This is a genomic window from Neorhizobium sp. 05N33 (assembly GCF_056397445.1).
Window position 1 is genome coordinate 207340 of sequence record NZ_JBFTNK010000002.1, and the last position, 13681, is coordinate 221020.

Sequence of the window (13681 nt, forward strand, 5' to 3'; positions counted from 1 at the left end):
CGCTCATTTTTTGCGAGACATGCTAGGTTTTTGGATGAATTAATGGATTCGCGGAAATGCAAGGGTCCTGCTCTTGCGCGACAATCGGGGGATGTGTCCGTGGGCGATATCGAACAAGAAACGCAATCTCAGGATCTCTTCGAATTTCACCCGGAGCCCGCCGCTGGGACGGCGGCCTCGCCCGACCAATTCGAGGCGGAGATGCGTGATTTCACCATCTTGAGCGTCGATGACGACGCGATGTTCCAGAACTCCCTCAAGCTCTCGCTTTCGGGCTACACCTATCGCGGCGTCGCCCCGCGTATACTGACTGCCAGTTCTGCCAACGAGGCGGCCAAGCTTCTGCTCGAAACGCCTTCGATCGCGGTCCTGCTGCTCGATGTGGTGATGGAGACGGACGATGCGGGGCTCCGACTGGTCCGCACGATTCGCGAAGTTCTCGGCAACTCGCAGCTGCGTATCGTGCTTCTCACGGGACAGCCAGGCATCGCGCCGATGCAGTCCTCGCTCGAAACCTATGATATCGCAGATTATTGGCTGAAGACCGACCTGACCAACGAGCGGCTTCACAGCATTCTTACCGCAAACCTCAGGACCTTCGAGCAGATCGATGTACTGAACCGTGCCCGCCGAGGCCTTCAGAGCATTGTCGAGGCGAGCAACAGCCTGGCGAAATCCTCGGGATTTGAGGATTTCTCCCGGCGGATGATCCACGAACTGGCAGCACTTCTCGGCGTCAGCGAGGACGGCATCGTCTGCGTCCGCGGGAGTGACCACGAACATCCGCCGAGGATCATCGGCTCGGCGGGGCGGTTCGCTTCGGCCATCAACCAGACCCTCGACACCATCAACGACCAATCGATTCGGGAATTGATCCAACGCTCGCTGGACGAACAGGCGAACATCGAGACGGAGAAGGCGCAGGTTCTGTTTTTTCCGGGCCAGGCGGTCGCGCCTGCTGCGGCAGCCTACATAGCGACAAACAGGCTCATCGACGATACCGAGCGGGAGTTGCTGCGGGTCTTCGCGACCAATATCGGCACCGGCCTGATCAATGTCGCGCTGACGAGCCAGCTCGATCGGATCGCCTACGAAGACAGCCTGCTCGAGATCGCGAACGGCAACGCCCTGAAGCGTGGCATTCAGGCAGCACTCGAGATTCCTCCACCCCGCAGGCGGAAGGTCCTGTTCATCGAACTCAACCAATATGCGAGAAGCTGCGTCTCCCTCGGCGTCGAACAGGGCGATCATCTGCTGCGCGCCTTCGTGAAGCGCCTGGCGGCGGCCTTTCCGCCGCCCTGCATGATCGCCCGCTTGCATGAAGACGTATTTGCCGTGCTCGGCCCGGAATATCTGGTGCGGATCGACTATGTAAACCGCCTCGAAGCGGGAGCCCAAACCCCGGAAGCGCTGTTTTTCGGCGCGGAGGCGGCGTCTCTTGATCTCAATCACTTCACGTCGGCTCAAACCGTCATCGCGACAGGACTTCTACTCCTGAAGAAGGCCGGACTGAAGGGGACGAGCGGCCAACTCATCGAATACGATCCGAATGTCGAAGAGGAAACGCGCCGCCGGTTCGCTCTTTCGCAGCAGCTCTACAAGGCTGTGCTAAACCGGGAAATCACTGTCGTTTTCCAGCCGCAGATCGACCTGACCGACAATCGGATTGTCGGCGCGGAGATTCTGGCGCGCTGGACGCGCCCGGATGGATCGACGATCTTTCCGGCGGATTTCATTCCGCTCGCGGAGGCGAACGGGCTGATCGTGCCCCTGGGTCAGCAGATCCTGGAACAGGCCTGCAGCGCGCTCCGCTCCATCGACGAAGCCGGATTTCCGGGGATCACCCTCGGCGTCAATGTCTCGCCGGTGCAGCTTGGACGAAAGGAGTTCATAGACGAACTGATCGCGACCATCCGCCGCTATGGCTTGTCGCCGGATCGGCTGGAATTGGAGATTACCGAGACGGTCGCTATGGAAGAGCAGCAACATGCTGACGACGTCCTTTCCATTCTCAGACGCAAAGGATTTGCCATCGCCATCGATGATTTCGGCACGGGTTATTCTTCCTTGGCAAAGCTCCGCTCCCTGGAGGCTGCCACACTCAAGATCGACCGGTCCTTCATTGCCGGTCTCGGCGGTGCCGGCCAGAACGAGACGATCGTCGAGATGATCATTCGGCTTGGCGAGCGCATGAACATGCGTGTCCTCGCCGAGGGTGTCGAAACAGAGCAGCAGGCGGAATGGCTGCAGTCGAGGCGATGCATCCTGGCGCAGGGCTTTCTCTACGCCCGTCCTGAGCCGTTCGAGCAGTTCCTGGCCAGGCTGCGGAATTCGCCCGTCAAGACTGTGTAAATGCCTATGATCCGCTCGTCCGCAACTCGCATGTTTCCGTCGCTCCGGGCCGTTTATCGCCATCGCAGGCGGCTCGCTATCTTCGTGGTACCCTGGGTCGTGGGACTTGGTATCGGCGTTCCGTTGCTCTGGCATCAGATCGGCGCGAACGCGAGGGAACCTCAGATCCGCAACAGGGAGGAGACCCTGTCGCAAGGCTATGACATTCTCGGTCGGGCCCTGGACCGGCTGGGCCGCGACGCCCTGTTTCTCGCCGACCTGCAATCACGCTTCGGCGAAACGACCACTCGGCTTGCTCCGCTAAGCGCTGAAATCTTCCAGAGTTTCGCCGCCAGCTCGCCGGATTACGATCAGGTACGGTGGCTGGATAATGACGGCAATGAGCGGCTGCGAGTCAACCGCCGCAGCGGCGCGGAACCGGTCGTCGTGAGCAGCGAGCAGCTGCAGAACAAGGCGGACCGGCCCTATTTCCGCGATACGATTCAGTTGCCGCTGAACGGCCTCTATTTCTCTGCCCTCGATCTGAATATCGAAAACGGCGTGGTCGAGGTCCCCCATCTGCCGACATTGCGCGTTGCAAGTCCTGTCTTCCGCAACGGGATCAAGCAGGGCATCATCGTCATCAACTACCGCGCCACGCGATTGCTTGAACGCCTGAAGCGGCTCGACAGGAGCGTCGAGCTCTATCTGATGAACCAGGCCGGATACTGGCTCCAAGGTCCAAATGCGGATGCGAACTGGGGCTGGCAGCTTGGGGCCTCAACGCCCGGCCCGGCTGAGGCGGAGATGTTGCGGGCGATCGGCAAGGGGGACAGAGGGCTTTTCGGCAGCAGGGACGGCGTTTGGAACTACCGTCGCTTCCAGCCCGTTGCGAGCTTGCTGGCAACTGGCGAAGTCGCGGAAAGACGTGCCGCGGGTGCCGACCTCTATCTGCTCGCCCGTGACTCGGCGGCCGCGATCAACGACCAGGAAACGAGGGGGAAACTCATTCTCGGCGCGGTCGCGGCAATCCTCGCCATGGTGGCGCTTGCGGTCACCGGCCGCCTGGCCAACGGCATGGAGGCCGAGGCGGAATGGGCGCGGCAAATGGAGGACACGAACAAGGCGCTGCGCGAGACCAATGAAAAACTGAACGTGACCCAGCGGGAACTTGCGCGAGCCGAACGGCTGTCGTCGCTGGGCCTGATGGTTGCCGGCGTCGCCCACGAGATGAACACGCCGCTTGGAAGTGCGGCACTCGTGCTCAGCAAGGCCGCCAAGGATCTCAGGCTTTTCAAGGAACGGATTGCAGCGGGGCTGCGCCGCTCGGATCTCGACCTCTATATCGCAGACAGCGATACCAGCCTCGACCTGGTGCGCGACGCCATTCATCGATGCACCGCGCTGGTTCAACGGTTCAAACAGGTTGCGGTCGACCGCGCGACGCTGGAGCGACGGGATATCGATCTTGCCGCATTCATTCCCGATGCCGACCCGCGCCTGCGCAAATGGGACGCCACCGCCGGCGTCAGCCTGACGGTGAACGTGCCTGACGATCTGGCGATCACCACCTATCCGGGACCGTTTGCCCAGGTCCTGTCGAACCTCCTCAACAACTCGCTGCTGCATGCCTTCGATGCGGGCAAACCCGGCATGATCATCATCGATGTCCGGAGAGTAGGGGAGCAGGTCCTCATCGAATTCACAGATAACGGGCGCGGGATCAACGAGACGGACATCCAGAAGATATTCGAACCGTTCTTTTCCACGGCCCGTCACAGCGGCGGCACGGGCCTCGGGCTGCATATCGTCCACCAGATCGTCACCGAAGTACTCGGCGGATCGATCACCGTCGAGAGCCCGCCGACCGGCAGGGCCCGCGGCACCCGGTTCATCATCCGGCTTCCGAGGGTTGCTCCGGCACGGGCGGAAACCTGAGAGCTTCCTCAGATCCCGGCATACCATTCGTAACCGCGATCCTCCCAGAAACCGCCGCTGCCTCCGTAAAGACGGCCGAGATCGGCAACCGCCTCGATGCGTGTCAGATATTTCGCCTGTTTATAGCCAAGCTGGCGCTCGACACGCAGCCGCAGCGGCGCGCCATGGGCAACTTCAAGGTCGCGGCCGTTCATCGTGTGGGCAAGGATGGTCTGCGGATGGAAGGCATCCACCAGATCGATGCTCTCGTAGTACCAGCCGGTGCCATCGAGCGTCTTTTCGTATTCGTCGGCACAATGGAAGACGATGTAGCGAGCTTCCGGCTTCAGGCCGACCGTCTTGAGCAGCGCACCCAGCGGCACGCCGGTCCATTTGCCGATGGCGCTCCAGCCTTCGACGCAATCGTGCCGGGTGATCTGGGTGCGGGCCGGCAGCGCCTTCAGGTCAGCAAGCGACAACTGCATCGGCTTGTCGACCAGACCGCCAACATCCAGCTTCCAGGTCGAGAACTGCTGGTTCATCCAGTCGAGATATTGCGGATTGTCCGGCATGCTGGTGCCGTTGGCGCGAAACACCGGCGAGAGATCCGCCTCAGTGAACTCGCGCGCCAGCGCGTCGTCGCCGAGCAGGAAGCGCTGGGTCTTCATCGAGAACCCTTCGGCGATCTTGAGGACGGATTTCGTCCGGTCGCTTTCGACAATCGCGTCGCAGCCGCTCAGGCCGAGCGCCGAAGCCGTCATGGTCGCGCCGATCAGGAAGCGGCGGCGGGTGATGATGCGGCTCATAGCTTGTCTCCCTTTATGTCCCCATGGTCTATGGCGTAGTAACCGGTGATCATCGAACGCAGATTGTTGAAGACGCCCGACAGGATCACCATCGCGACGTGGACGACCACGAAGGCGGTGAGGGAAAAGGCCGTCAGGAAGTGGATCGTGCGGGCTGACTGCCTGCCGCCGAATATATCGAGCAGCCAGGGCGCCACAGCGTCGAAGCCGGGCGACATGGTTAGCCCCGTGAGGATCATCAACGGCAGGAGCAGGAAGATAACCGCAACATAGGTTAGCTTCTGCAGCGTGTTGTAATGCCGCGCTTCCGGCCCTTTCGGAAACCGCAGCCGGGCGTGATTGACGATTTCATGGCCGATGTGGGCGGGCGTCAGTTCATTTCCAGCGGGTAAGAGATCGCGGCGGAAATGCCGGCTCAGCAGCCCGTAGGCGAGATAGATGAAACCGTTGATCACGAACAGCCACGCAAAGAAGAAATGCCAGCGCCGGCCGGTCGCGAGGTCCTGATAGCTCGGGATCGTCAGCCATTCGGGGAAACCGCGCGCGGTCGCCTCGCCGTCGACCTGCGAGAGGCCGAGAACCCCGGTCGTGTTGAAGGACAGCGAACCGACGCGGGTCACGCCCTTGGCCTTGTCGCCATCCTCGACCGCCTCCATGGAAATGAAGGACGGATCGTTATCGGCACCATACTGGCCCCAATAGAGCGCCGGATGGGCATTGAATATCTGCAGGCCGCTGAACAGCAGCACGGTCATGCAGAGCACATTCACCCAGTGCGAGAGGCGCACCAGCAGGCTGTGGCGGTAAATGACCGTCCGGCCGGTCGCAACGCCGGCATCGATCGTGGCCATGGTATTTCCTCCGAATGCGGGAAGTGGGCTCCAGCAGATAGACGCGGCCGCCGGACAAAAAGTTTCAGCGGCCGCGGTCAGATCATTTCACGGCATTATTTCATTGCGTCGCAGGCCTTCATCATCTCGGACTTCTTCATCGTGTTCTTTTCCATGCCGGCCTTGTGCATGCAGTCGGTCTTGGTGCCGGTCGCCATGGAATCCTTCTTCATCGAATTCTGCTTCATGGTGTCGGTTTTCATGGTGTCCTTCTTCATCGTGTCGGTGCTCGTGCTGCTCTGGGCGTTCGCCGCGCCGGCAAGCGAAAGGCCGACGACGAAGGTGCAGGCTGCAAGGCTGGAAAGAAGCTTGGTCATGGGATGTCCTCCTGGATCAATCGATGTGTCCGCCGGCTGCCTGCCGAGGGCTCACAACCATCAATTCGACCGACGCAGAAAGTCGTTACAGCTTCACGGTTATGTGATAGGCCGAAAGCATTCGAAATATTTTCCATTCCACCTGTAACCGTTTACGTGCTTTTCCGAATGATCATTGAAACAGCATGACGAGCGCCCATTCGGAAGAAGCCCTGAAGGCTATGATGCTTCTGTCCCTCGATGGGGACGAGGCAGCCTATCGGCGTTTGCTCAACGCGGTGCGTGTCCTGCTAGTCGGATATTACAGCCGCCGGATGGCTGCTGCAACGAAAGCGGACATGGAAGATCTTGTCCAGGAGACATTGCTGGCATTGCATTCGCGCCGGGAGACCTACGATCGCGAGCGACCGTTCACGGCATGGTTCTTCTCGATCGCCCGCTACAAGCTGATCGACCACCATCGCGGCCGTGGCGGCCGGATGATGGCGGAAACGGAGCTCGGCGAGGATTTCGAGAGCGACGACCATGAGGAAGCGATCTCCGCGCGGATGGATGTCGAGCGGCTTCTGGAAAGCCTGCCGGCGAAACAGCGGGAATTGATCCGTCAGGTGAAGCTCGAAGGCCAGTCGGTGGCCGACACGGCGAGCCGGACCGGTCAGTCGGAATCGGCGGTCAAGGTCGGCATTCACCGAGGGCTCAAGGCACTGGCGGAGAAACTGCGAGGCGGAAAGTGAGAAAGACGGACGACATCATCGACAGCCTGGTAGGCGACCTGAAGCCGGTGCCGCGGCATGCGCTGGCGCGCCGCTTCGTGCTCGGCGTCCTGCCGGCGCTCGTCGTGTCGCTGGTACTGATGCTGGCTATCCTCGGTCTGCGCATCGACATGGCCGAAGCGCTGATGCTGCCGGTGTTCTGGATCAAGTCCGCCTACAATGCGCTGCTGGCGATCGCCGCTTTCCTCGCCGCCTATCATCTGGCACGGCCCGATGGTTCCAGAGGACGGTTCTTCCAGGCCGCGGCGGCGATCGTCGCGATCATGGCTGTGGTCGCCGTGATCCAACTGATGATGTCGCCGGCCGAAAACTATTCCAAAATGATCATCGGATCGTCGGCGCTGCATTGCCCGCTGCTGATCTTCCTCTTCGCGCTTCCGGTGTTTGCAGGAAACGTGTGGGTCCTGCGCCATGGCGCACCGACCGATCTGAAGCTGACCAGCTTTATCGCCGGGATCGCGGCGGGTGCTGCCGGCGCCTGGGTCTATTCCTGGTTCTGCACCGAGAACGGCATGCCCTTCGTGCTCATCTGGTATTCGCTCGGCATCCTGCTGACCGGCATTGCCGGCTCACTTCTGGGACCGCGCCTGCTGCGCTGGTGAGCCGGCGGCAAACTTCCGAATCCGCACAAACGGGCGCAACGCCTGCGCCGCCAAATTCCGATAAGTTGCCACAAAACTAAGGCTTTACCTTATGCGTTGCAATTTAACAGAATACGTGGATAGGTTGAGGTTGCACAGCAGTAAGGCTCCTAGTGGGAGCCTTCGTAATCTCCAGGGACGAGCGGCAACATGGTCGAGATGAATTTCAACATGATCGGTTACGACTTCGAGCGAGGTCTACGTGTCCTGAAAGAAGGGTACAGCTCTGCGATTCTCGCGCTCGAACAGAAGTCTGATGCGATTGGCACCGAGCTACTGGAGTACAGGCAGTACCTCGTCGACGGAGGGGAGCCGGACGAGGAAAGGGACGAGGACGGCTTCCTCTTATGGGATCGCGAACGCCTGCTGGAAATGGACGAGGAGGTCTGCAAAGCAGCTGTCGTTGAGGCTCGCAAGGCCTTTGTAGTTGCTCTCTACCATCACTGGGAGCGCGCTACTCGGAAAGACACTGGATATCACGGGCGCGTTCACACGAAGCTTCTGAGCGAGGCGGCCGCCAATAACATCAACGTTCAACCCGAACTCAACAAAGTCAGGCATCTCATCAATACGCTCAAACACAACAATTCAGAGCCGGGCCTTCAACTGCTCAAATCGTGGCCAGAAGTCCTTCCTCCAGCTTTCGAGCCAGACGAACAGACAGACTGGTATCATGAAGTGGTTCTGACAGATGCTCACGTCAACCAAGCTCTCGATATCATCGCAGGTTCCGGCCCGGTAGCTGTTCGGCTGTAGGCAAATCCGCGCAACGAATCGAACCGCAGAAGGGTACCCCTGGGTTAGGTGCCTCGCAAACCATGCGATTTTGCTGTCGCCTATCCTCTCGCGCAGACGCGAGATCGGGTATAACTTCTGATTTTGGCACTATACCGATTTTTGTGGCTTTCTCTATCTCTCTGATTTCATTGAGAGAAGAAATGGTACGGTTGGGGGGTCTCGAACCTCCGACCTCAGGTGCCACAAACCTGCGCTCTAACCAACTGAGCTACAACCGCACAAGCGCCCTTGGGCGCCGTTGGGGGGTCACATACGGCGATCGGACTTTTTTTGCAAGTCCTATCCGGCAAATAGAAAGTCCTTTCCCGCAAATAGAAGAGGCCGGAGCATGCTCCGGCCTTCTCCTTCAAATCAGGCTCTAAAAATTAGGCAGCCTTGAAGGTCGTCATGACCTTTTCAGCGGCTTCCTTGCCGGGCTTCGTCACGTCTTCGACGATCTTGCGGGCGGTGTCCTGCATGGACTTGGCCTGCTCAACCGTGATTTCAGCCTGCTTGCGGATGAAACCGGTCTGCAGTTCGATCAGTTCGGCAAAGGACTTCACGCCGAGCAGCGATTCCATATGGGTCAGCGAGTTTTCAGCATTGGTACGCAGCGCGTCGATCGCCTTGAGGCCGAGTTCGACAGAGCCAGCCTGGGCCGACTGCATTGTGGATTCCACCGTCTTGGTGGCTTCCTCGGCAGCGGATTTCATCTTAGCATAAGCTTCGCGAGACTGGGTGGCACCCTTTTCAGCGAAGTCGCGGAAGCCTTCGGTCATCTTGGACGGATCGAAAGCGGAGAAGGAAAAGATATCGTCGGTCTTGTATGCCATCGTTTCAGGTCCTCGTTGGCGATTTCTTCGGCAGAACCGAAGATGTCATGCCTCTTATATAGACCATCTCGTTGTGCATTGCAATATCATTGTGCGGTGCACAATAAAATGAATCCCGGAATTAACCCTGTCGGAGGTTTGGATAGCGCCGCTCTCGACCCGAAGGCAGGGGAAGGTTATTAACAATCCGTTAAACTACGTAGAAATCCGGTCACAAACGTCCTGTAGGTTTTGCCTATGTCTGCAGTCCAATACCCGTTCATCGATATTGCCGTGCATGAGCGCGTCCGCGATCGTTTTGCGGCGGGCGAAGCGATCGTGCTGTTTTCTCCGGACATGCAAAGCCCTCTCTGGGCGAACGGGCGCGGCGCCGATCTTTTCGGCTTCGGCTCCATCTACGATTTTCTCGACCAGGGTCCGAACCGCGTCGATATCGCCTTCCGCCAGATCGAAGCGGCTGCGCGCCAGCTCGGCGAAGTCGGCGACATCCGCAACCTGACGATCCGCGTCGCTTCCGGTTTCCAGCGCATTCCCGTGCAGGCGGTCTGCGAACTTGTTCAGGTTCAGGGCGAAGCGGCGGTACTGTTCAGCGCGCCGGTGGAACGAGGCAGGCTCTCACCCTCGGCCTCTGCGGCCCGGATGATCGAAGGCTTCGACGATCCCGATACGCATATGGCGGTGATCGACGAAAACGGCGAGGTGCTCGCCGCCTCGGCCGAGTTCGCGGGGCTCGGCGTTTCCACCCACACCGCCAAGATGATGACGACCATGGCGGGCGCCGATCCGAGCCGCCTCGTCAAGCGCCCCATCCCCACCTCCAAGGGCTACCTGCCGGCTGCGATCGGCAAGCTTTCCAACGAACCGGCCCTGCATCTCCTATTCACGGTCGAGACCGAACAGGGCCGGGCCACCGCCGCGAACGGCTACGAGCCGCGCGATGATGCGCCGGCGAATGCCGAAGCCGTCGAAGAAGCCGTGGCCGAATTTGCCGCAAGTGATGACACCGCGGACTTCGCGGCCGAGCCCGCGCCTGCCGACGGTTTTGCCGATGTGATTGCCGCCGTGTCGGAGATCGTCGATACGGAAGAGCCTGAAGAAGAAATTTTGCTGGAACCCAGCGAAAATTTTGCTCTCGTCCACGCCGCTGCTTCCGAAGAACCGATTGAACAGGTCGCGCCTGAAGAGGCGCCGAACGCGGAAATCGATGCCGTTTCCTCGGCAGCAACGATCGGGGCGGCCGAAGAGGTCGTTTCCGAAACCGCCACCGAGGAAACCGTGGCTGGCGAGCCTGAGATGGTGGAGGCAGCGCCTGCAGCCGAACCCGCAGCCGCCGAAATTGCCGCGCCGGAACCGGACGGTTTCGTTTTCCGCCGCGACGGGCGCGCGACCCGTTTCGTCTGGAAGATCGATGCCGAGGGCCGGTTCAGGGAAGTTTCGAGCGAATTTGCCGACGCTGTCGGCCCGCATGCCGCCGATATCAACGGCATGGCCTTTACCGATCTCGCCGCGCTCTTCTACCTTGACCCCGAGGGCAAGATCACCGAACTGCTCAACAAGCGCGATACCTGGTCCGGCAAGACGATCTGGTGGCCGGTCGAGGGCACGTCTTTGATGGTACCGGTCGATCTCGCCGCGCTGCCGACCTATACCCGTACCCGCGAGTTCGACGGTTTTCGCGGTTTCGGCATCGTGCGCATCGGCGATGCAGCCGAGGATCCGAACGCAGTTGGCCTGACGCTGACCCGCGCCGTGCCGGAGGATGTGGCAGAACCGGAAGCTGAGACTGTTTCCGAAGCCTATGAGATGCCCGCCGATGCAGCGGACTTGGCGCCAGTAGACGATCTGGCCGTCGGGCAGGACGAAGCCATCGATGCGCCAGCTGGGATAGGCTCGGCCGAAGACGCAAACGCTGAAAGCTCCGCGAGTGCAGAACCGGCTGCAGAGACTTCTGCGGCCGAGGAGCACGCCGCGTTCGAAGAGCCGGAACTCGCGGAAGATGCCGAGCAGCCTGCGGTCGCCGAAGACATATCCGCCGATGCGACACCATCCGAAGACTTGCTTGCGAAAGACCTGCCGTTGGAGCCTGCCCCGGAGGACAGGCCGCAGCCGTCCATGTCCGGCCGGCAGATCCCTTCGCTGCTCGACTGGCCGGCCGGCGAACGCCCGGCGCTCCGGATCGTCGAAAACGCCGGCCGCCGCCATTCCGACAAGGTCATCCAGCTCGAGGAGCGTCGCTCCAACCGCCGCGACGGGCTGACCCCCGTCGAACAGGCTGCTTTCCGCGAGATCGCCCGCCAGCTCGACAATTTCGTCGGCCGCCGCAACGAGGAAAAGAAGCCGGAGACCTCGACCGAGGCGGAGGTACCCGCTGTCGAACCGAACGAGCCGACCGCGATAGAGCTCACCCAGCTCGAACATGAGACTGTGCGCGAGGAACCTGTCGCCCCCGTTTCAGAAGAGATTTCCGAGGAAGAGGCGGTCGCATTCGCCGAAGAGGCGAACGAGGCTTTTGCCGACGCGCCGATCGAGCCCACTGAAGAGGTGGAAGATGCCGCAGAGGCGCCCGCCGACCCGCATCCGGAGCTGTCCGATCGTGAACTGTTGAGCCAGATGATCCCGGTCCGCGAGCGGATCGGTCTTTCCGCGGAAATCGTCGACCAGATGCCGGTGGCGCTTCTCGTGCACAGTGGCGACCTTTTGATCCACGGAAATCCGGAATTCCTGCGGCTGACCGGTTATGCTTCGATCGGCGAACTGGCGGAAGTCGGCGGTCTCGATGCGCTGCTGCAGCGCCAGGATCTCGAAGGCAAGACGGCTGAGGCCGGCGGCATGGTCGTGGTGCGCGCCGACGATGAACTGGTGCCGGTGACGGCACGCCTGCAATCCGTCCGCTGGGACAATTCGACCGTCCTCATGTTGGCGCTGATGCCGGTCGTGGCCGAGGTACAGAGCTCCACCGAGGATGGCGACGCGGCGGAGGTCATTCCGCTGCGTGCCCCCCGCGCTGCCGACCAGCTGGCCAAGCTGCAGGTCGAGGTAACCGAGCTGCGTGCGATCCTGGAAACGGCCACCGACGGCGTGGTCATCATCGGCGCGGATGGCGACATTCGCTCACTGAACCGGGCGGCGAGCGCGCTCTTCAACTACGACAATGAAGAGATCAGCGGCAAACCCTTCGTCACGCTGTTTGCGCATGAGAGCCAGCGGGCGATCCTCGATTATCTCGCAGGCCTTGCCGGCCACGGCGTCGCCAGCGTCCTCAACGACGGCCGCGAAGTGATCGGCCGGGAAGCTTCCGGCGGCTTCCTGCCGCTGTTCATGACGATCGGCAAGCTGACCTCCTCGAACGGTTATTGCGCCGTCATCCGCGACATCACCCAGTGGAAGCGCACCGAAGACGAGCTGCGCACTGCCAAGCGCGCCGCCGAGACCGCAAATGCCCATAAGAGCGAATTCCTCGCCCATGTGAGCCATGAAATCCGCACGCCGCTCAACGCGATCATCGGCTTTGCCGACATGATGGCGAGCGAGCGCTTCGGCCAGATCGGCCATGCGCGTTATGTCGAATATGCCAACGACATCAGCCGCTCCGGCCGGCATGTGCTCGATATCGTCAACGACCTCCTCGACATTTCCAAGATCGAGGCGGGCGAGATGGAGCTCGACTTCGTCGCCGTCGGCCTCAACGAGGCGGTGTCGGAAGCCGTCTCGCTGGTGCAGCCGCAGGCAAACGGCCAGCGCGTCATCATCCGCACGGCGCTCTCGCATGCCGTGCCGCAGGTGGTCGCCGATCCGCGCTCGATCAAGCAGATCGTGCTGAACATCCTGTCGAACGCCATCCGCTTCACGCCCTCGGGCGGCCAGATCGTCGTCTCCACCGCCTACGAGACCAATGGAAACGTGGTACTTCGTGTCCGCGATACCGGCATCGGCATGACCCGCTCGGAGCTGGAGCTTGCCATGAAGCCGTTCCGCCAGGTGTCGAGCGCCTCGCACAAGCGCGGCGACGGTACCGGTCTTGGCTTGCCGCTGACAAAGGCGATGGTCGACGCAAATCGCGCCGCCTTCGCGATCACTTCGGCGCCGAACGAGGGCACGCTGGTGGAGATCACCTTCCCTTCGCCGCGGGTGCTTGCGAATTGATCAGGAGATTGTAACCGGGTTTGGCATGCCGCAGATAATACCCTGTTTCTCGCCAACGGGACACGGTTGCGATCTGATATTTCAGCGCCCCAGAGTTGAGCATGACGTGAAAAGAAAGGCAGCCGAAGCTGCCTTTGAAGTTTAATGCTGTCCAACGAGGGTCGGTGGAGACGTCATGTCTATGAAAGCTCGCGGCTAGGCGTATTTCATACACGAGACGAAACCATGTTGCTCCACTTTTGATCAAAGCGGC

At 60.8% G+C, this 13681-nt stretch carries 10 protein-coding genes and 1 tRNA gene; 6 read left to right on the forward strand and 5 right to left on the reverse strand.

The window, feature by feature from the left end:
* Window positions 1-99 precede the first annotated feature (99 nt).
* The gene (locus tag AC1DLT_RS05305) at window positions 100-2352 is read left to right on the forward strand and encodes a putative bifunctional diguanylate cyclase/phosphodiesterase (protein ID WP_477486102.1); all 2253 of its coding nucleotides are present in this window, start codon (window positions 100-102) and stop codon (window positions 2350-2352) included.
* Window positions 2353-4269, forward strand: coding sequence for a sensor histidine kinase (locus tag AC1DLT_RS05310; protein ID WP_477486103.1), 1917 nt, complete (start codon window positions 2353-2355; stop codon window positions 4267-4269).
* An 8-nt stretch (window positions 4270-4277) separates the two neighbouring features.
* Here the strand turns inward: AC1DLT_RS05310 and AC1DLT_RS05315 are convergent, their stop codons facing one another.
* The 3 genes from AC1DLT_RS05315 to AC1DLT_RS05325 all read right to left on the reverse strand — a co-directional run bounded on the left by AC1DLT_RS05315 (window position 4278) and on the right by AC1DLT_RS05325 (window position 6261).
* The gene (locus tag AC1DLT_RS05315) at window positions 4278-5054 is read right to left on the reverse strand and encodes a molybdopterin-binding protein (protein WP_477486104.1); all 777 of its coding nucleotides are present in this window, start codon (window positions 5052-5054) and stop codon (window positions 4278-4280) included.
* Window positions 5051-5905, reverse strand: a complete 855-nt coding sequence (locus AC1DLT_RS05320; protein WP_247033496.1) for a cytochrome b/b6 domain-containing protein — start codon at window positions 5903-5905, stop codon at window positions 5051-5053. Before AC1DLT_RS05320 ends, AC1DLT_RS05315 begins: the two co-directional genes overlap by 4 nt.
* Window positions 5906-6000: 95 nt before the next feature.
* Complete coding sequence (locus AC1DLT_RS05325) at window positions 6001-6261, reverse strand: pentapeptide MXKDX repeat protein (RefSeq protein WP_038539907.1); 261 nt, start codon at window positions 6259-6261, stop codon at window positions 6001-6003.
* A gap of 185 nt (window positions 6262-6446) precedes the next feature.
* On the opposite strand from AC1DLT_RS05325, the gene AC1DLT_RS05330 reads away from it, so the two are divergent.
* The 3 genes from AC1DLT_RS05330 (at window position 6447) to AC1DLT_RS05340 (ending at window position 8431) form a co-directional block, all read left to right on the forward strand.
* A complete protein-coding gene (locus AC1DLT_RS05330; protein ID WP_038539905.1) occupies window positions 6447-6995 on the forward strand; it encodes a sigma-70 family RNA polymerase sigma factor in 549 nt (182 codons plus the stop codon).
* Window positions 6992-7636 (forward strand): NrsF family protein, encoded by a 645-nt coding sequence (locus AC1DLT_RS05335; RefSeq protein WP_477486105.1) that lies wholly within the window; start codon window positions 6992-6994, stop codon window positions 7634-7636. Before AC1DLT_RS05330 ends, AC1DLT_RS05335 begins: the two co-directional genes overlap by 4 nt.
* A 189-nt stretch (window positions 7637-7825) precedes the next feature.
* On the forward strand, window positions 7826-8431 hold the full coding sequence (locus AC1DLT_RS05340) for a hypothetical protein (RefSeq protein WP_477486106.1): 606 nt from the start codon (window positions 7826-7828) through the stop codon (window positions 8429-8431).
* Between the two features lie 183 nt (window positions 8432-8614).
* On the opposite strand, the gene AC1DLT_RS05345 is transcribed toward AC1DLT_RS05340, so the two are convergent.
* Both AC1DLT_RS05345 and AC1DLT_RS05350 read right to left on the reverse strand, forming a co-directional pair.
* Window positions 8615-8691, reverse strand: a tRNA-His gene (locus AC1DLT_RS05345).
* A 147-nt stretch (window positions 8692-8838) separates the two neighbouring features.
* Entirely contained in the window at window positions 8839-9285 is a 447-nt protein-coding gene (locus AC1DLT_RS05350) for a phasin (protein ID WP_038539897.1), read from the reverse strand.
* Window positions 9286-9522: 237 nt separating this feature from the next.
* On the opposite strand from AC1DLT_RS05350, the gene AC1DLT_RS05355 reads away from it, so the two are divergent.
* Window positions 9523-13428, forward strand: coding sequence for an ATP-binding protein (locus tag AC1DLT_RS05355; protein ID WP_477486107.1), 3906 nt, complete (start codon window positions 9523-9525; stop codon window positions 13426-13428).
* Window positions 13429-13681 lie beyond the last annotated feature (253 nt).